This window comes from Paenibacillus apiarius, from assembly GCF_017052585.1.
Lineage (GTDB): Bacteria > Bacillota > Bacilli > Paenibacillales > Paenibacillaceae > Paenibacillus_B > Paenibacillus_B apiarius.
The window spans coordinates 4,137,314-4,155,426 of sequence record NZ_JAFFHZ010000001.1; the positions used below are offsets into that span (position 1 = coordinate 4,137,314).

The 18,113-nt window shown below is 52.8% G+C and carries 15 protein-coding genes; 13 read left to right on the forward strand and 2 right to left on the reverse strand.

The window, feature by feature from the left end; translation table 11 throughout:
- Window positions 1-17: 17 nt before the first annotated feature.
- The 4 genes from galE (at window position 18) to JSQ80_RS18565 (ending at window position 5,273) form a co-directional block, all read left to right on the forward strand.
- Window positions 18-1,004, forward strand: a complete 987-nt coding sequence (gene galE, locus JSQ80_RS18550; protein WP_206096266.1) for a UDP-glucose 4-epimerase GalE — start codon at window positions 18-20, stop codon at window positions 1,002-1,004.
- A 15-nt stretch (window positions 1,005-1,019) separates the two neighbouring features.
- The gene (locus JSQ80_RS18555; RefSeq protein WP_206096267.1) at window positions 1,020-2,618 is read left to right on the forward strand and encodes a UDP-glucose--hexose-1-phosphate uridylyltransferase; all 1,599 of its coding nucleotides are present in this window, start codon (window positions 1,020-1,022) and stop codon (window positions 2,616-2,618) included.
- 19 nt (window positions 2,619-2,637) lie between these two features.
- Window positions 2,638-3,543: a hypothetical protein gene (locus JSQ80_RS18560; protein ID WP_206096268.1), complete on the forward strand. Its 906-nt coding sequence runs from the start codon at window positions 2,638-2,640 to the stop codon at window positions 3,541-3,543.
- 191 nt (window positions 3,544-3,734) lie between these two features.
- Window positions 3,735-5,273, forward strand: a complete 1,539-nt coding sequence (locus JSQ80_RS18565) for a copper amine oxidase N-terminal domain-containing protein (protein ID WP_206096269.1) — start codon at window positions 3,735-3,737, stop codon at window positions 5,271-5,273.
- A gap of 100 nt (window positions 5,274-5,373) precedes the next feature.
- Here JSQ80_RS18565 and JSQ80_RS18570 read toward each other — a convergent pair whose 3' ends face one another.
- A complete protein-coding gene (locus JSQ80_RS18570; protein ID WP_206096270.1) occupies window positions 5,374-6,126 on the reverse strand; it encodes an IclR family transcriptional regulator in 753 nt (250 codons plus the stop codon).
- Between the two features lie 182 nt (window positions 6,127-6,308).
- Here JSQ80_RS18570 and JSQ80_RS18575 point away from each other — a divergent pair, with 182 nt between their 5' ends.
- From JSQ80_RS18575 to JSQ80_RS18615, 9 genes are all read left to right on the forward strand, one after another.
- On the forward strand, window positions 6,309-7,412 hold the full coding sequence (locus JSQ80_RS18575; protein ID WP_206096271.1) for an extracellular solute-binding protein: 1,104 nt from the start codon (window positions 6,309-6,311) through the stop codon (window positions 7,410-7,412).
- A gap of 42 nt (window positions 7,413-7,454) precedes the next feature.
- The gene (locus tag JSQ80_RS18580) at window positions 7,455-8,567 is read left to right on the forward strand and encodes an ABC transporter ATP-binding protein (protein ID WP_206096272.1); all 1,113 of its coding nucleotides are present in this window, start codon (window positions 7,455-7,457) and stop codon (window positions 8,565-8,567) included.
- Window positions 8,568-8,570: 3 nt separating this feature from the next.
- The gene (locus tag JSQ80_RS18585; protein WP_206096273.1) at window positions 8,571-9,434 is read left to right on the forward strand and encodes an ABC transporter permease; all 864 of its coding nucleotides are present in this window, start codon (window positions 8,571-8,573) and stop codon (window positions 9,432-9,434) included.
- On the forward strand, window positions 9,431-10,249 hold the full coding sequence (locus tag JSQ80_RS18590) for an ABC transporter permease (protein WP_087432471.1): 819 nt from the start codon (window positions 9,431-9,433) through the stop codon (window positions 10,247-10,249). The genes JSQ80_RS18585 and JSQ80_RS18590 overlap by 4 nt, the downstream gene beginning before the upstream one ends.
- Window positions 10,250-10,265: 16 nt before the next feature.
- Window positions 10,266-11,402: a M20 family metallopeptidase gene (locus tag JSQ80_RS18595; RefSeq protein ID WP_087432472.1), complete on the forward strand. Its 1,137-nt coding sequence runs from the start codon at window positions 10,266-10,268 to the stop codon at window positions 11,400-11,402.
- 28 nt (window positions 11,403-11,430) lie between these two features.
- Window positions 11,431-12,867: an NAD-dependent malic enzyme gene (locus tag JSQ80_RS18600; RefSeq protein WP_206096274.1), complete on the forward strand. Its 1,437-nt coding sequence runs from the start codon at window positions 11,431-11,433 to the stop codon at window positions 12,865-12,867.
- Between the two features lie 11 nt (window positions 12,868-12,878).
- A complete protein-coding gene (sda, locus tag JSQ80_RS18605; protein WP_206096275.1) occupies window positions 12,879-13,028 on the forward strand; it encodes a sporulation histidine kinase inhibitor Sda in 150 nt (49 codons plus the stop codon).
- 661 nt (window positions 13,029-13,689) lie between these two features.
- On the forward strand, window positions 13,690-15,468 hold the full coding sequence (locus JSQ80_RS18610) for a methyl-accepting chemotaxis protein (RefSeq protein WP_206096276.1): 1,779 nt from the start codon (window positions 13,690-13,692) through the stop codon (window positions 15,466-15,468).
- Window positions 15,469-15,532: 64 nt separating this feature from the next.
- The gene (locus JSQ80_RS18615) at window positions 15,533-15,670 is read left to right on the forward strand and encodes a hypothetical protein (RefSeq protein WP_176392740.1); all 138 of its coding nucleotides are present in this window, start codon (window positions 15,533-15,535) and stop codon (window positions 15,668-15,670) included.
- Window positions 15,671-15,984: 314 nt separating this feature from the next.
- Here the strand turns inward: JSQ80_RS18615 and JSQ80_RS18620 are convergent, their stop codons facing one another.
- Entirely contained in the window at window positions 15,985-18,102 is a 2,118-nt protein-coding gene (locus JSQ80_RS18620) for an ABC transporter ATP-binding protein (protein ID WP_206096277.1), read from the reverse strand.
- Window positions 18,103-18,113: the final 11 nt, after the last annotated feature.

Sequence of the window (18,113 nt, forward strand, 5' to 3'; positions counted from 1 at the left end):
AGGGGGAGGCATAAGAAATGGCTGTGTTAGTAACAGGCGGCGCAGGTTATATCGGATCGCATACGGCAGCGGGATTGCTGGCGCGCGGGGAAGAGGTTGTTATCGTTGATTCGTTGGAGACCGGGCATGGGGCCTCGGTGCTGGGGGGCACGCTTCATGTCGGAGATATCCGTGACAAAGCCTTCTTGGAAGACGTGTTCGGGCAGCATGATATCGATGCGGTCGTTCACTTTGCGGCTTATTCTTTAGTAGGAGAAAGCATGCAGAACCCGGCCAAATATTATGACAACAATGTGCATGGCACGCTCGTGCTGCTGCAAGCGATGCAGCAATTCGGGGTAAAGCGCATCGTCTTCTCTTCGACGGCCGCGACGTATGGCGAACCGGAACGGACGCCGATTGAAGAGACGGCCAAGACGAACCCGACGAACGTATACGGCGAGACAAAGCTGACGATGGAGCGGATGATGCGTTGGTTCGGCGAGACGCACGGCTTGAAGTACGTGTCGTTAAGATACTTTAATGCGGCGGGCGCGCACGAGAGCGGGCTTATCGGAGAAGATCACCGGCCTGAAACGCATCTGGTGCCGCTCGTGCTGCAGACCGCGCTTGGCAAACGGAAAGAAATGGCCGTATTCGGCAACGATTATCCGACCGCGGACGGCACATGCATACGGGATTACATTCACGTAAGCGATTTGGCGGATGCCCACTTGTTGGCGGTAGATTACTTGCGGCAGAACGGGAAGAGCGACGTGTTCAATTTGGGCAGCGGCAACGGGTTCTCCGTCTTGGAAGTGATTCAAACGGCCGAACGCGTGACGGGGCTGCCGATTCCGACGGTCATTCGCGAGCGCCGCGCCGGCGACCCTGCCGTGCTCATCGCCTCGGCTGACAAGGCGAAATCGGTATTGGGCTGGGAACCGAAGCGGGAAAACATGGAGACGATTATCCAGAGCGCATGGCGCTGGCATCAAGCGCATCCCAATGGATACGCGGAATAGGGGAGGAGAAGGACGATGGCGCATGACATGATGAAAGAAGCGCGAGATTCAGTCTCAACCGATCGTGCTGCCTGGCAGATTGAAAGGCTGGTTCGCTACGCGTTACACAAAGAGATGGTCGGCACATCCGATCTGCCTTATGTCCGCAATCAATTGCTCGATCTGTTCCATATTGCCGAGCCTTGCGCGGGGTACGGAAACGACGCTTGGAACGATGTCCCGGACGAACCCCAATCGATGCTTGAAGACCTGCTTGATTACGCGCATGTCATCGGGATGATACCGGACAACACGATCACCCGGCGCGACTTGCTTGATGCGAAAATTATGGGTCTGCTTATGCCGCGTCCCTCGGAGACGAATGCGCGTTTCGAGCGGCTGCGGGCAGAAAAGGGGATTGAGCGGGCGACAGATGACTTTTATGAGTTAAGCAAAAACTGCAATTACATCCGGATGGATCGCGTTCGGAAAAATGAATACTGGCTTCACCACAGCGAATTCGGCGTAATGGAAATGACTATCAATCTGTCCAAGCCGGAAAAAAGCCCGCAGGAGATTGCTCAGGCAGGGCAAGCGTCCATATCGGACTATCCGCAATGTCTGCTCTGCGTCGACAATGTCGGATATGCGGGGCGGCTCAATCATCCGGCTCGTCAAAATTTGCGCGTCATTCCGCTGCAATTGAATGAGGAGACGTGGTTCTTCCAATACTCGCCGTATGTGTATTACAATGAGCACAGCATCATATTCCGCAAGGAACATGTTCCGATGACGTTGACTCGCAGCACCTTCAGCCGTCTGCTGGCGTTCACGGAGCAATTTCCGCATTACTTCATCGGCTCGAATGCGGATCTGCCGATCGTAGGCGGCTCTATACTGAGTCACGATCATTTTCAGGCAGGCAGGCATACGTTTCCGATTGAAAGGGCGCCGATGGACACGGAATTTACGCATTCTGCTTATCCGGGAGTGACGGGGGGCATCGTGCAGTGGCCGATGTCAGTGCTGCGCTTGCGTTCCGATATTAAAGATATGCTGCTGCAATGTGCGGATGAGGTATATGAGCAGTGGAAGGGCTACAGCGATCCAAGCGTAGAGGTGCTCGCTTCGACATCCGGAGCTGACGGGGAGATTAGACATAATACGGTGACGCCGATCGTGCGGCGCCACGGAGCGCTGTACGAGATGGATCTTGTGCTGCGGAACAACCGGACCAGCGAGCAGCATCCGGAAGGCATCTTCCATCCGCACCGCCATCTGCACCATATCAAAAAAGAGAATATCGGTCTCATTGAAGTGATGGGGCTGGCGATACTCCCAGGCCGTCTGCAGCAGGAAACCGGACGAATCGCGTCCTTGCTGACAGGCCGGGATGATTGGCAGACGCTGCGGCTGGATGAGAAGGACGCACTATATCCGCATGCCGCATGGATTGACGCGATGCTGGAGCGTGCGGGCACGACGAATTCACCAGCGGAAGCGATGGACATCATCCGCAGTGAAATCGGAACGAAATTCGTTGAGATTTTGGGGACTGCGGGTGTGTTCAAGCGGGACAGTCAGGGGCAGGAAGCGTTCCGGCGTTTCGCAGCCGCTGCCGGGTTCCAGAGTTGAATGATGGGGGGCGAAATGCTTGAATCAACTAAGCATTGATAAGATACAACATGAGCGTTTTGGTGCAAGTCTGAAGCTGGAGAACGAAACTTATCGTATTATCGTGCCGCTTGTCTATGGCATTCGAATTATGCACCTGAGCTTAAAGGAAGGCGAAAATGTATTTTTTGAGGATACGGAAGGAAGCATCCGCCAAGCGGGACCGGAGTTCCATGCATTGGGCAGTGATGGCTGGCTGCTGCGCGGGGGACACCGTCTATGGGCAAGCCCGGAAGCATATCCGCGCACATACGCGCCGGACGATAAGCCCATTGAGTATGTGTTGACCGAATCGGGAGTCAAATTCATCTCGCCGGTCGAGCCTTGGACGCATATCAGCAAAGAGATCGAACTTATTTTTACTGATGAAGAGATTACGGTGCTTCACGTTATAACGAACAAGGGGCCATGGCCAATCGAGCTGGCGCCTTGGGCGTTATCGGTCATGGCGCCGGGCGGCACCGCGGTCGTTCCGCACGCCACACGTGAAACAGGCTTGTTGCCGAACCGTTCGATCGCGCTATGGCCATCTGCGAAGATGAACGATGAGCGCGTCACTTGGGGCGAGGAGTCGATAGCCGTTCGTCAATCCTCTGAATTTCAACAGGCATTTAAATTCGGGATGCACAATGAGGAAGGCTGGGCGGCGTATATCCGGAACGGCGTTGCGTTTGAAAAGCGTTACGAGCCGCAGCAGGATGTCCAGTACCCGGATTTCGGCAGCTCGTTCGAACTATATACGAACGCTCACATGCTAGAGCTTGAAACATTGGGGCCGCTGGTCACAATCCAGCCGGAACAGACGGCGAGCCACACGGAGTATTGGCGTCTGACCGCTTGCCAAGATGCAGAACACTATTTACGTCTCAGATCGGCAGCCCGATAAGCCGGAGTGATTTGCGGCGCCCTCTCCTCCCGATAGCATTAAATCCGCTTGAATGCGAAGTAAATGCAGGCGGAGAGGGCATCTGTCTTGAATTCGCATAATTGATACGAAAGGGTCTTTACAATCGGATGGAAAGACGGTCATAATGAATCCGTGGGAATCATAGCCTCCATAATGAAGGGAGAGATATTATGCGTATTCGTAAATGGCTGGCGCTCGGACTAGCCGCCATGCTCGTCGTGGTGGCGGGCTGTCAATCGATCGGCGGGCTTGATGTAGCGAAGGTGCTGAAGCAGCAGCTTGATGTCACATCGGCTGAATCCAAGAGCACCGTATCATTAAAGCTTGATCTGGCAGACCATGCGAAATTGAGCGATGAAAACAAGCAAGTCATTCAATGGTTGAATGATGCGCAGATTACCATCGATGCCAAAGCGCAAGACAGCACTCATGTTTCGATGGAAGGCAAGCTGAAGGCGGCCGGTCAGGAAGTGCCGTTTAAGCTAGGCATGCAAGATACTCAAGTGGCATTATGGGTGGAAGGCGCGAAATCGCCGCTTCTCATCGGCAACCAAGGCTTGGCAGCCGGTATAGTCGCGCTGCCGACGGATGAAACAACGAAGCAAGCGCGATCCTTCATGAAATCAACAGTGGATTTGTTCGTCAAACATGCTCCGAATCCTAAGAAAGCCGACGTATCGTCTGTGAACGAACAGATTGCAGGTGAATCTTTGCCGCTCAAGAAGCTGCACATGGAATTTACCGGCGAGGAACTGATTCCTTGGATTAAAGAAACGCTGCAATCGGTTCTGAAGGATGAAGAGGGATTGAAGGCATGGTTCCAAGAGATGGGCAAACTGTATGGTCCAATCTTCGTGGCAGGCATGGTTCAGTCGTTCGGCGATGAATCGACGCAGATGGATTTCTTGAAAGACGGCGAAGTGCTCGGTTTGACGGCATACAAGTGGGTAATGGAAAATGCGCCGAAGCTGGTGAACGAACTCGATGCGGCATTTGCCGGACTGGTCAAAGAAACGCCGGAACTGGCAACGGTGCTGGGTCCGAATACGAAGCTGTCGCTGGACTACTATGTAGACGGGCAGTCTAATGTTCGCAAATCTTCCGTGCAGCTCAGCGTGGCACTGCCGGCTGGCCAAGACATTCCGCTAAAAGGCATTACATACGCGATCACGTCGGAACTTAGCAACATCAATGGCAACGTGAAGGCGGATGTTATGGATACGGCGAATGCCGTCAAGGTGGACGATCCGAGCATGACGCCAGGAAAGTGGCTTAACCATTTCGATTCCAAGTCGGTTGTATACAGCTGGCTGCAGACGACGGGCATTACGCACAAAATCGCAATGCTGCCGATGAAGAGCGGCGACTTCGACGATTGGTTCTATGACGAGCCGCTTCCGTACAACAAGAACGGCAGCATGATGGCTCCTCTTAGTGGCGTCACGCAGCAGTTTGATGCAGTGTTGAAGTTCGACAGCAGCACGAAGCAAATCGCTATCATTGATGATATAACTGGCAATCGCATTGAAATGAAGCTTGGCAGCAAGGAAGCGACAGTCGGCGGACAGGCAATGACGTTGCCGGTCGCGCCGGAAATTAAGGACGGCAAGCTATACGCTCCGCTTCGTTCTCTCGGAGACATGCTCCACTTTACGATTAAGTTCGAAGAGACGGAGTATGGCAGCTGGATTACGCTAGAGCGCAAGTAAATAGATGCGGCACCAAGGAAGCCAAAGCTTGAACCGGATGGTTCGGGCTTTGGCTTTTTGCATGTGAAGAAGGCCGGATATGAAGAGCGCCTAACAGGCGTCATTTATAACCGACCAAGCGGGACATTTCCTGCGTCATTTGCAGCAGCGCGCTGAGCCAGCGTTCTACATTCGGCTCCATCCGGTCACTCGGTCCGATGAGACTGATCGAGGCATTTACACTGCCATCCGCTTGATAGATCGGAGCGGCGATACCCGTAACGCCGACATTGCGCATGTTGGAGCTAATCTCATAGCCGCGGCTGCGTATGAGTTCGAGACGATGGCGGATTTCCTCGGGATCGGTGAGCGACTGTTCCGTAAACGCGGCAATCGGGTCGCTGAGCACGGCCTCCCGCATTTCCCCGGGACTGAAAGCGAGAATAACGCGCGATGCGCTCGTCGCGTACAGGGGGAAACGGCGGTATGCATCGATGATGAAGCGGATAGGCAATGGAGAATCCAGCTTGTCCACATAGATGGCATCACGATGGTCCCGAATGCACAGACAGACGGATTCTTTCGTCAATTCAGCCAACTGCTGCAAATAAGATCTGGAGAAGCTGACCCAATCGTCGTCATGCTTTACTTTGTTGCCCAGCTCCAGAAGAGTATAACCGAGCGAGTACAGCTTCGTGCGTGAATTCTGCTTGATGAATCCCTCGCTTTCAAGCGTGGACAGCATTTTATGCACAGCCCCTTTGGACCACTGCAGTTCCTTGCTTAGGTCGGTGACGCCCCATTCTTTGTCGCCGTCAAGAAATACTTTAAGCAGCGTACAGCATTTCTGTACGGAAGTCAGATAATGTTCCATATCCACTCTCTCCCAACCCTGCATCTCAACACGAATCAACATTTTTCCAAAAAAGTGATTAAAATGTGACAAAATTCATGGTATCTATATTGAACATACCAAATTGCTGTGCTAAAATCAAACCAATATTCACCATTCATAAACAATGTTCACTATATGTGAACAAATTGGGGAGGGAAATAATGAAGGCACATCGCTGGGGTTCGTTGATATTGGTTTTGACGTTGGCAGGCTCTTTGTTGGCAGCTTGCGGAGAATCGGCTTCGACCCAAAGTAATGGAAGCGATTCCAATTCTTCAACTGCGCTTGCAGGCGAACTGATTGTTGCCGGTAACGGTGCGACGGTCGAAGCCTTGATGAAGGATGAAATTTTCAAAAAGTTTAATGAAAAATACCCGGAGGTCAAGCTGTCCTATGTGTCGGGCGTGTCGACCGATATCGTAGCGAAGGTCGCTGCCCAGCAAGGATCGCCGCAGATAGACGTCGCTGTCATCGAGGGCGGCGAACATGAGGCGGGACGCGCAAAAGGCCTGTGGGAAACGCTTGAGCCGAGTCAGATTCCGAATATGTCCAAAGTCGATGAAACATTAAAGGTGAATGAAAACAGCGGAGCAACCGTCAACTTCACACCGATGGGCATTTCGTACAATGTCAAGCTTGCGCAGGAGAAAGGGCTGCCTGTTCCTGACTCATGGAATGACCTGGCCCGTCCGGAGATGAAGGGAAATATCACGCTGACGGAAATGTCCAGCAACTTCGGGCGCTCCGCTACGATTATGCTTGCTTATGCCAATGGCGGATCCGAAAAAGACATGACCGCAGGATTCGAAAAACTGAAAACGATTGCCGCGTACATGCCTACCTTCGCGAAGACGGCCGCCCAGCTGCAGCAAAATTTACAAAATCACACATCCGTGTATACGGCCTGGACGATGGCGCGCAGCATCGTGCAGAAGGATCAAGGCGTGGAGCTTGAATTCGTTATTCCGAAGGAAGGGGCGAATATCGTGCCTAACGTTGCCTCTTTGGTGAAAGGCGCCAAGCATCCGGAGGCTGCAAAAGCGTTTATTGATTTCCTGTTGACCGAGGATGTCCAGATACTGTACGCGACCAAGCTGTATTACAATACGGCCGTCGATGTGAAATTACCGGAGGACACGGGCAGGCTGCTTGATTTTGACAAGAGCAAAATCGTGGCGCTCGATTACGGGGTCATCAGCCAAAATACGAAGGATTGGCTAGATACGTTTAATAAGGAAGTAGCACCTCAGGTCGGCAAGCAATAATTCGGGTTCATGGCGAATACTTATCGGAGCGGAGGCATGTTCATGACACAATATGACGTAGAACTGCAGGGCGTCCACAAGCGCTTTGGAGGAACGGCCGTCGTTGACAATTTCAACTTGCAGGTTGAGCGGGGAGAGTGCGTCACGTTTCTCGGTCCTTCAGGCTGCGGGAAGACGACGACATTAAATATGATCGCCGGCTTCTTGGAACCGGATGGAGGAGAATTGCGCATTAAAGGCAAGCCGATGAATGGGGTCCCTGCGAACAAGCGCGATCTCGGCATGGTGTTCCAGACCTACTCGCTGTTCCCGCATATGACTGTGGAAGAGAATGTCGCTTATGGCCTGAAGCTAAGAAAGACGTCCAAGAGCGATATGCGGGCGCGTGTGCGCAAGGTGCTCGAATTAGTAAAGCTGCCGCATGCGGCGGATCGTTATCCGAAGCAGTTATCCGGCGGGCAGCGTCAGCGCATTGCAATTGCGCGGGCGCTGGTGACGGAGCCGTCCCTGCTCTTGCTTGACGAGCCGCTCAGCAACTTGGATGCGAAGCTGCGGGAAGAATTGCGCGAGGAGCTGAAGCGGCTGCAGCAGGAGATCGGGGTAACGACAATTTTCGTGACGCATGATCAAGAAGAAGCGATGTACTTATCCGACCGAATCGTCGTCTTGGATCACGGCAAGGTGGAGCAAATCGGCGCGCCAGAGGATATCTATCATTGCCCCGCGTCCGCGTTCGTGCACGAGTTCATCGGGAAATCGAACCGATTCGAGGCGGCCGTCACCTCTCAGTCAGACGGGAGCGGGACACTTATGACGACAAACGGCCTCGCTTTGAAGGCAGAGCATCGTACGTATCCGTTCCAGGAAGGGGAGCGGGTATCGGCCTATGTCCGCCCCGAGCATATTCGAATGGCTGCTGCTCACGAGGGCCGCGATGCTGCGGCTGGTCTTGGTGCAGACAATACAGTCTACGGCACGGTGCGCCTCATGTCTTTCCTCGGGTCCTATGGCGAGCTTGTCGTCGACGTGGAGGGGGTGCCGGTGACCGTTCGCACGCATACGCTCCGGCGCCAAACGGGATTCGGAGAAGGAGAGCGCATTAAGCTCATGTGGGATGCCCACGACGTAAGCGTCTTTCCGTGGAAGGAGGAGTAAGCGATGTCCAAGCTTGCGCGCAACAAAGTGTGGGCAGCGCTGCTGCTGCTCGTCCCGAGCTTCATTATTATCCTCGGCGTGTTCGTGCTGCCGATGCTTTACATGCTCGTGATTAGCGTTCGTGAGGACGGAGGAACGGGAACGTGGACGTTTGCCCAGTACAAGCTCTTTTTTCAAGATCCTTATTATATTGAAGTGTTATGGCGCACGGTCAAGCTAAGCTTATGGACAGTGCTGGCATGCCTTATTCTTGGTTACCCTGTGGCGATGTATATGGCGAGAGCAACGCCCAAGATGCGCGGCTTCATTACCTTTCTAATTATATCGCCGCATTTAATCAGTGTCGTCATACGCAACTTCGGCTGGGTCGTCATTTTAAGCGATAACGGATTTATTAATAGTGCGTTATTGAAGCTAGGCCTTATCGATAAGCCGCTGCGTTTGCTGTACAATGAGCTCGGCGTCGTTATCGGGTTAACGGATTCCCTCATAGTCTATATGGTGCTGGCGGTGGCCGCGAGCCTGTATGCGGTAGATGCCTCATTATATAAAGCGGCCGGAATCCTTGGGGCTTCCAAGGCACGCATGTTCTTCAGCTTGACATTGCCGCTCAGCATGCCCGGCATCTTCGCGGGCACGACGCTCGTATTCAGCCTGGCAATGAGCGCGTTCGTGACGCCCGCGCTTATGGGAGGCACATCTGTAAAGGTTATGCCGGTCATCGCGTATGAGAAGATGATGGCCGCTTATGATTGGTCGCTCGGAGCGGCGCTTGCTTTCTTGCTGCTCGGCTCAACGCTGGGGCTGGTTGCGCTCTTCACCAAGCTGGTCGAGACGAAGCGCTATAAGGAGGTGTTCTCATCATGATGAGAGAATCGGGACGTTTCCGCCTCACGCCGCTTGGCCTAATTACGTTCTTTGTCGTGCTGATGGTTATTTCACCGCTGCTTATTATCGTTCCCACCTCGTTCACGTCGACAGGTGTATTGAGATTTCCGCCGGAAGGCTTTTCAATGCAATGGTATGTCAAAATATTCGATCGTCCCGAGTTCGTCGATTCCTTCTGGTTCAGCTTGAAGCTGGCGGTGCTGGCCGCCGTCATTGCAACGCTCATCGGCACGCTGGCTGCGCTGGCCCTGCATAAATACAAGCCGCCTGGCAGCGGGGCGATTAACGCGCTCTTGCTGTCGCCGCTAACGGTGCCCTCACTCATTATCGGAATTTCAGCGCTTTTGTTTTTTACACGGATCGGACTCGCCGGGACGTTCACGGGACTGCTCTTGTCTCATATTCTCATCTCGGTGCCGTACGTCGTGCGGCTGGTATTGACAGGACTCAGCTCCTTCGATTATACGCTGGAACGAGCCGCCGCCATATTGGGCGCTCATCCGATACGCACCTTTTGGGATATTACGCTCCCGGTCATCCGGCCGGCCATCTTCTCGGGCATGGTGTTCGCCTTCTTGACTTCATTCGATAACGTGACGGTATCGCTCTTTCTTGTCTCGCCGTCGACGACCACATTGCCGATGGCGATATTCAACTACATGCAGGAGTCGTTGACTCCGCTTGTCGCTTCGATTTCATCCATCATGATTTTGCTCAGTCTGATTTTTATTTTCATCTTAGAACGGGTATACGGATTAGACCGCTTGTTCGGTTCCAATTCGCATTCCCATTAAGGCAGGTCGAGAACCTATGAATTTTGTACCGCAGCTCGAACGGTGGTTGCCGGACATGGTCGCACTCTTGGAGGAAAGCGTCAATATGGATTCACCGTCCACGGACAAAGCATTGACGGACCGGATGATCGGCTGGTATGCCGCACGCTGCAGCGAAGCCCTCCAAGCGCGGGTGGAGCGTGTTCCGAACCGGCAGTATGGAGACCGGCTGGCTGTTCGCGTAGGCAACGGTCCGCGGCAAGTTCTGCTGGTCGGCCATGCGGATACGGTGTGGCCTGCTGGCGAGGCGAAGCTCAGGCCATTCCGGATAGATGGGGATCGCGCCTTCGGTCCTGGCGTTTATGATATGAAAGCAAGCCTTATTCAAGCATTATTTGCATTAAAATTGCTGCAAATGACAAATAGACTTCCCCAACAGCTATCAATTGTGTTATTAATTAATAGTGATGAAGAAATTGGGAGTCCCACCTCCCGGCAATGGATCGAATCTTATGCGCGCAAGAGCGAGGCCGCCTTCGTGCTCGAGCCTCCCATGGAACCGCATGGAGCGGTAAAGACCGCCCGCAAAGGCAGCGGTCGCTTCCTGCTGTCCTTAGAAGGACGGTCGGCCCACGCCGGAGTCAACCCGGAAGCGGGCGTGTCCGCAGTCGAGGAGATGGCGCGGCAGATTATAAGATTGCACGCATGGTCCGAACCAAGCCGCGGCATTTATGTCAACGTAGGTGTCGTCAACGGGGGCATCGGTGCGAATGTCATTGCAGATCGAGCGACGGCGGAAATTGATGTTCGCGTGCAGACGATGGACGATTTTCGGCATTTTGCAACGAGAATGAACCATCTGACGCCCTTCCATCCCGAAGTGCGCATGAGCATGACAGGGGATATGAATCGCCCGCCGATGGAAAGAACGAGGCAAATCGGACGATTGTTCGAGATCGCCCGCGCCGCAGCCTGGGATCAATTGAATATGGGGCTCGGAGAAACAAGCACGGGCGGAGTCAGTGATGGAAATTTTATTGCAGCATGCGGAACGCCGACATTGGACGGGCTTGGAGTGCGCGGAGACGGAGCACATTCACCGTCAGAATACATATGGCTTACAGAACTTCCGCGCAGAGCCGCACTGTTGGCTGGCATCTTAGAACGTTTATAAAGCAACTCGCCAAGGGAGAGTGACAACAATGGCCAAGTCGCTAGGGTCAAGCACGAACATTATTATTCGTATGGAGATTGATAAAAGTCAATGCTCATTTGCACAAGTTGCAGCAGCTATCGGTGAAGGCGGCGGTGACATCGTTGCGATTGACGTCATTCGCGGAACAGCGACTTCAACGGTACGGGATATTACGGTAAATGTGTATGACGGCAGCGTGGGCGATCGGATTGTCCAGCTCCTGAAACAAGTGGAAGGCGTCAAAATCGTCAACGTATCTGATCAGACATTCCTGCTTCATTTGGGCGGCAAGATTGAAATGCAGCCGAAGGTTCCCATCCGGAACCGCGATGATTTATCGCGCGTCTATACCCCAGGCGTAGCACGCGTATGTATGGCTATACACGAGGACCCGTCCCGCGCCTATACGTTGACGATTAAGCGGGATACGGTCGCAGTCGTCTCCGACGGGACGGCCGTGCTCGGATTGGGTGACATCGGTGCGATGGCCGCGATGCCGGTCATGGAAGGGAAGGCGATGCTGTTCAAGCAATTCGCCAATGTCGACGCGTTCCCAATCTGTCTCGATACGCAGGATACGGAAGAGATTATCCGTACGATCCAGGCAATTGCACCAGCTTTTGGCGGCATCAACCTTGAGGATATTTCCGCGCCGCGCTGCTTCGAGATTGAGCAGCGGCTGAACGAGCTGATCGATATCCCGGTGTTCCACGACGATCAGCACGGAACGGCTGTCGTCCTGCTTGCCGGCATATTGAACTCGCTGCGTATCGTCGGCAAGCGGATTGAAGATTGCAAAATCGTATTGTGCGGCATCGGCGCAGCCGGAATGGCATGTACGGAAATGCTTATATCTGCCGGAGCGGTCAACGTTATCGGCGTCGACCGGCAAGGGGCGCTTACCCGTGATGAATCTTACGCGAACGAGGCGTGGAACCGGTTTGCGGCAAAGACGAATCCGCATGGCGAACGCGGCAAGCTGTCTGATGTCATTCAAGGCGCGGACGTGTTCATCGGCGTATCGGGTCCAGGTGTATTGAAGAAGGAAGACGTATCGGCGATGGCTCAAGATCCGATTATTTTTGCGATGGCGAACCCGACACCGGAAATCGATCCGGATGAAATCGAAGGCATCGCCCGCATTATTGCGACTGGCCGATCAGATTATCCGAATCAGATTAACAATGTGCTCTGCTTCCCGGGGCTGTTCCGCGGCGTGCTGGACTGCCGCGCCTCCAAAGTGACCGAGCGCATGAAGCTGGCGGCGGCTCACGCCATTGCGGAAGTGGTGTCGCCTGAAGAATTAAGCGAACTATATATTATTCCGAGTGTCTTCAACACGCAGGTCGTGTCCAAGGTTCGCGACGCGGTGGTGGATGCCGCGTATGCGGACGGTGTGGCGCGGCGGCGCGATTATCGAGACGGCACGAACAAAGGAGTATAGAGAAAGCGATCATGTTTGCGCTATTAAAAGACGAATCCTTGTTAGAAGCTTATCAAGAAGCGCTCCGCATGGAGCTGGAGCCTTCTTTCCTGGAGCTGCTGCGCATCGAAATCGAGAGCAGAAAGCAGGACGGCAGCCGTCCTCTTTATACAACGCAATAAAGTAAAATTCACATGCAACTGAATCATGCATTAACCAAAGCCATCTTTCGACAGCAATGAAGAAAGATGGCTTTAATTATATATGGGGTGGAAAAAGCATGAAAACACACATAATAAACCAAATAATGACATAATAATGACATAAATATCAAAAGTTAATATTGACGATGCAGCATAAACCTATACGATTAATTCTATGAAACGTTACTGGTTTTATGCTTTTATAAAAAACGGTAATGGACCATCGGAGCATTGCATTAGTGCAATAATAATCGGCAGAAATGGAACTAAAGAAAGATCACAGTTACAAGTCTTGAGATAACGAAGCTGCATCAGACTCAAGACATTCAATCGTTCAACTTAATGAAAGTTCATATCAAGGGAGAAGAAAGGGGAACGCCAATTATGAAATCAAATCGTCACTGTTGGCCTGACTGATCCGCCGCCGCATGCTGCAGTGGATAGCATCATTACGGGCAGAATCACCGCTAGAACGAAAAAGCTGCTGCGCGAGTTCGAACGGGTTCGCGGAGAGAAATTAGTCGATGATCGTGTCGTATTAGGGGGATAAATGATGTAAAAAGATGCATACGGGCTGGAAAAAATATGATAAAATCCATGGGGGTGCTTAATGTAAGCAAGAGTGAAAAGGGGGACGCTCATGGATTGGTTCAAGCGCAGCATCATTCCGAAACTTATTCTAGTTTCGTACATCATCGTGATGGCGATTAGCGGCTTTTTCATTATGCGGGAGTATTCCCGCGAGAAAGCGTTATACCTGGACTTTCTGCAGCAAAAGCATGAATTGCTCGTGAAGATGGAATTAACCGATGTGAAGGGCGCGATCCGGCAAGCATCCGACATGATGCAGAGCAAAGAAGCCAATGCGCCGATAGACGATTCGATTTTCCGGCTCATACGCGGACGTCTCAATGTCATTGCCAAGGATGACATCGTAAATGCCTTCCTTTTTGTGCCGGAGAGGAAGCAAGCGGGGGCGGAACGCACCGCATTTCGTATGCTGCAAGCGAATAGCGGCCTTGAACAACAGGGGTTTACCGTGAACAAAACCTACGACATGCCGCCATCCATTGAAGAGGCATATAAAGAGATGACAAAGAAGGGACAAGCCTTGTCCGATGAGTTTCTTATCGGTGATGATACGCTGATTAGCGCAATCGCACCGGTCAAGGATGATCGCGGCAAGACGCTTGCTTACTTTGTGCTGGATTTTGACTACACACCGGTCAAGCAAGAGTTCATGAACTATTTGACGCAGGCGCTCATTACCGGTATGGCGTTGGGATTAGTAGGCATGTTCATTCTGACTTGGTATATTTACCGCAAAATAAAGCCGCTTAACGTCATACACCGCCTAAGCGAGCAGGCGGCAGAGGGCGATCTGACCGTGAAGCTGGATGTGAAGACGGAGGATGAAATCGGGCGGCTGTCAACCGTGTTCAATCATATGATTGAACGGCTGGGACACTTGCTGCAAAGTGTTCAGCAGGCTTCGAACAATGTATCGATCTCGTCGCAAGAGCTGAAGCGCGGCGCGGAAGAAACAGCCATCGCGGCGCAGGAAGCGGCAAGCGCGATGATGGAAGTGACAAGCGGAGCGCTGGAACAGCAGCATAATGCGAGAGAGACGAAAGCGGCGATGGGGGAAATCGCGACAGGCGTCCAACAAATCGCGGCTTCATCGGATCAAGTAGCGTCATGGATGCAGCAATCTTCTGCGCAGGCGGATACAGGGCGCAATGTCGTGGAGCGCGCGGTCGAGCAGATGAACGTCATCCAATCCGCATCCGAAGAGACGAACGACGCGTTTTCCAGCTTGTCTGAAGTGGTCAATCAAATTAACGGGGCCGCCAGCTTCATTCAGAACAGTGTCAAGCAAACGGAACTGCTTGCGCTGAATGCTTCGATCGAAGCGGCGCGCGCCGGCGAACACGGACGCGGCTTCCAAGTAGTTGCGTCGGAAGTGCGCCAATTGGCAGAGCATTCGAAGCATTCTCTACATACTATTATGGAATTGATTCGTGAAGTTCATGCAAAGCAAGCGATGACCGAGCAAGCGGCGCTGCGGCAGCAGGATGCGGTCCTTCATGGCCTGACCGCGGTTCAGGAGGCAGATGACGCCTTCAGCAGCATCTCCGCAGCGATCGCCCAGACGAACGACCAGGTGGAGCAGTATCGGACGATCGCCAAGCAAATTGCGCAGTCCTGCGAAGAGGTCTCCCGGCTCGTCGAGCAGTTGTCCAGTGTTGCCGAGAGCTCCCATGACCATACGTCCCGCGTTGCCGCTACGACGGAGCAACAATCGGCGCTTACGGAACAGATTGCCGCCTCTGCCGATAGCTTGTTATCATTGAGCCGGGATATGGAGTCAATGCTGACACAGTTCAAAGTCAACTCTGATGTAAGCAATAAGCAGTAATTGCATCGTGCCATTCGTCATAAAAGAGCGTGCTGCGGGAAGGATAAGGGTGGAGGTGAGCGGCATGCCGCACAATAAAGCGGAACGCATTCATCAACAGCAGAATAAATCAAGCCAAAAAGAAGAGAGCATCACGCTTAAACCCGCGAAAGCGGGCGCCCGGCCGCCGAGCCTTAACCGCATTCCGAAGCAGGAAAGTTAGTTGAGGGGAATTTATTTGAATGTATTCATTCGCAGCATACCAAATCATAACAAAGGATGTGTTTGACAATGGCACATAAACAACAAGGTCATTCCAGACAAAACACGACGACGCGCACTTCGGACGCCAACAACGCAAAAGGAAAAAACAAAAAATAAATAGCGGCAAGGAACTATCCCCACAAGTAATATCAATTTACTTGAGAGATAGATCTTGTTCGCTGCATTGCAGCAAGATGGCGGACCTGAAGGATTCCAGGTCCGCCATTTTTTCATTTTAGAGAGATATAAATAACTGAATAGTTCCGTCTAGCATTACATGGAAGGCACGATGACGGCGGCAGACTGAGCGGCAGCACTCGGCTGCGCACCCGGCACATCAGCAGTCCCATCCGGAGTGCCCGCGCCTTGCTGCAGTTGATACATTTTGTAATAACGGCCTTGCAGCGCCATCAGCTCATCGTGAGATCCGCGTTCGACGATTTCGCCCCGATGCAGGACGAGAATGACGTCAGCGCTGCGAATCGTGGAGAGACGGTGCGCAATGATGAAGGTAGTGCGTCCGCGCTTCAACACGTCGAGCGCCTCTTGAATGATGGATTCCGTCTCCGTATCGATATTGGCCGTCGCTTCGTCCAGAATGAGAATGGCTGGCTGGAAAGCGAGCGCCCGTGCGAACGAGATCAACTGCCGCTGGCCGGCAGACAAGGTGCTCCCTTTCTCGACGACGGGTTCATCAATTCCGTTCGGCAGACCCTTCAATACGCGATCGGCTCCGACGGCCCGCAATGCTTCCTCGACTTGCTGACGCGAAATGCGCGGGTCATCCAAGCTGACGTTGCTCGCGATCGTCCCGGTGAACAAGTAAGGGTCCTGCAGCACGATGCCCATATGCTCGCGTATCCACTGCTTCGGCACGCTCGTAATGGGTGTGCCGTCAATGCGGACTTCGCCTTTTTGCGGATCGTAGAAGCGGAACAGCAGGTTCATAATCGAGCTTTTTCCTGATCCGGTATGCCCGACCAACGCGACCGTCTGGCCAGGCTTCGCTTCGAACGAAATCTGCTTCAGCACAAATTCTTCTTTATAGGCGAAAGATACTTGATCGAACTCGACATGGCCCTTATACCGAGGCATGGAGCCTTCGGAGAGCGCTTCTCCCGGTTCGTCCATGAGCGCGAACACGCGGCCTGCCGACACGATGGAGGAATCCAAGTTGGCCAACTGGTTGACCATACCTGTAATCGGTTGGAACAAGCGGTTCAACAGGTCGGAAAATGCGTACAGCACACCGATTGTAATAATCCCGGAGCCGCTTAACGATGCCCCTCCGAAATACCACAGCACTACCGCAAACGCAATATTGCGCAAGACGGTGACCAGATTGTGAGACGTCAATGCGTTCAAATTCAGCATTTTGTTCTGGTTCGCCAAATATTCTTCATTCCAACTTTCGAACTCCTCCATCGTTTCCTTCTGCCGGCGAAACGAGCGAATGACCGGAATCCCTTGAATGGATTCATTAATCATCGCATTGATGGAGCTCAGTCGCGAGCGTATGATTTTGTTATACTTTGTTGCAAATTTACGATAAAGCACCACCCAGAGAACAATGAGCGGCAGTATAAACATACAAATAAATGCCAACTTTACATCAAGAATGAACAGCGCTACATAAATGCCCGCAATCGTAATGATACCCGAGGTGAAGCTTTCCAGCACTGAGACGAACAGCTCTTTCACCGCCTCTGTGTCATTGGTTACCCGCGAGACGACTTTGCCTGCGGGCAAATTATCGAAATACGGGATTGGCAGCCGCTGCACGTGGGCATATACATCGCCCCGCAGCTTGCGGATGACCCGGTTCGCCGCCGTCTGCAGCCCCAGTATCTGGCCGTAGCTCATCGTGACGCTGACGAGCAGGAGCCCGGCATATAAAGCCATATTTTGAATGATGCCGATAATTTCAGGTTGATAAAACGTTAAAAGCTGCTGCAAGCTCATTGCCGTTGCGGGGGACGACCAGGAGGTCTCACCCGTGCCGATTGTCAATGTTCCTGCGTCGTAGCGGCGCTCGCCGGCAAGATCGGGGACTGAGCCATCCACGAAAATGAATTGCCTGCCAATTTGTAAAATGCGCACCTCTTTGCCTTTTGGCTCCGCTTCCGCAAAGCGATCCTGACGCTTGAAATGACGTTCTGCATAAGGGATCGCGCCCTTCGCCTCCGCAGATGTTTCATAGTAAGGCTGCTCGATGCCCAGGATATGTTTATCAATTATATTTCTTGCAATGAACGGACCGGACAGCTCTGCGGCTACGGTTAAAATCAACATGAGCAAAGCGATGATAAAGCTCGTTTTGTACTGTAAAGCATATTGCCACAGGCGCTTGCCGACATGCTTCGGATCTGTCGTCTGTTGTTCCACTTCCATATACGAAGTCC

Bases quoted from the DNA above. Each gene is read 5' to 3' on its own strand.
- galE (WP_206096266.1), top strand. From the start codon at position 18: ATGGCTGTGTTAGTAACAGGCGGCGCAGGTTATATCGGATCGCATACG.
- JSQ80_RS18555 (WP_206096267.1), top strand. From the start codon at position 1,020: ATGGCGCATGACATGATGAAAGAAGCGCGAGATTCAGTCTCAACCGAT.
- JSQ80_RS18565 (WP_206096269.1), top strand. From the start codon at position 3,735: ATGCGTATTCGTAAATGGCTGGCGCTCGGACTAGCCGCCATGCTCGTC.
- JSQ80_RS18570 (WP_206096270.1), bottom strand. From the start codon at position 6,126: ATGGAACATTATCTGACTTCCGTACAGAAATGCTGTACGCTGCTTAAA.
- JSQ80_RS18575 (WP_206096271.1), top strand. From the start codon at position 6,309: ATGAAGGCACATCGCTGGGGTTCGTTGATATTGGTTTTGACGTTGGCA.
- JSQ80_RS18580 (WP_206096272.1), top strand. From the start codon at position 7,455: ATGACACAATATGACGTAGAACTGCAGGGCGTCCACAAGCGCTTTGGA.
- JSQ80_RS18585 (WP_206096273.1), top strand. From the start codon at position 8,571: ATGTCCAAGCTTGCGCGCAACAAAGTGTGGGCAGCGCTGCTGCTGCTC.
- JSQ80_RS18590 (WP_087432471.1), top strand. From the start codon at position 9,431: ATGATGAGAGAATCGGGACGTTTCCGCCTCACGCCGCTTGGCCTAATT.
- JSQ80_RS18595 (WP_087432472.1), top strand. From the start codon at position 10,266: ATGAATTTTGTACCGCAGCTCGAACGGTGGTTGCCGGACATGGTCGCA.
- JSQ80_RS18600 (WP_206096274.1), top strand. From the start codon at position 11,431: ATGGCCAAGTCGCTAGGGTCAAGCACGAACATTATTATTCGTATGGAG.
- sda (WP_206096275.1), top strand. From the start codon at position 12,879: ATGTTTGCGCTATTAAAAGACGAATCCTTGTTAGAAGCTTATCAAGAA.
- JSQ80_RS18610 (WP_206096276.1), top strand. From the start codon at position 13,690: ATGGATTGGTTCAAGCGCAGCATCATTCCGAAACTTATTCTAGTTTCG.
- JSQ80_RS18615 (WP_176392740.1), top strand. From the start codon at position 15,533: ATGCCGCACAATAAAGCGGAACGCATTCATCAACAGCAGAATAAATCA.
- JSQ80_RS18620 (WP_206096277.1), bottom strand. From the start codon at position 18,102: ATGGAAGTGGAACAACAGACGACAGATCCGAAGCATGTCGGCAAGCGC.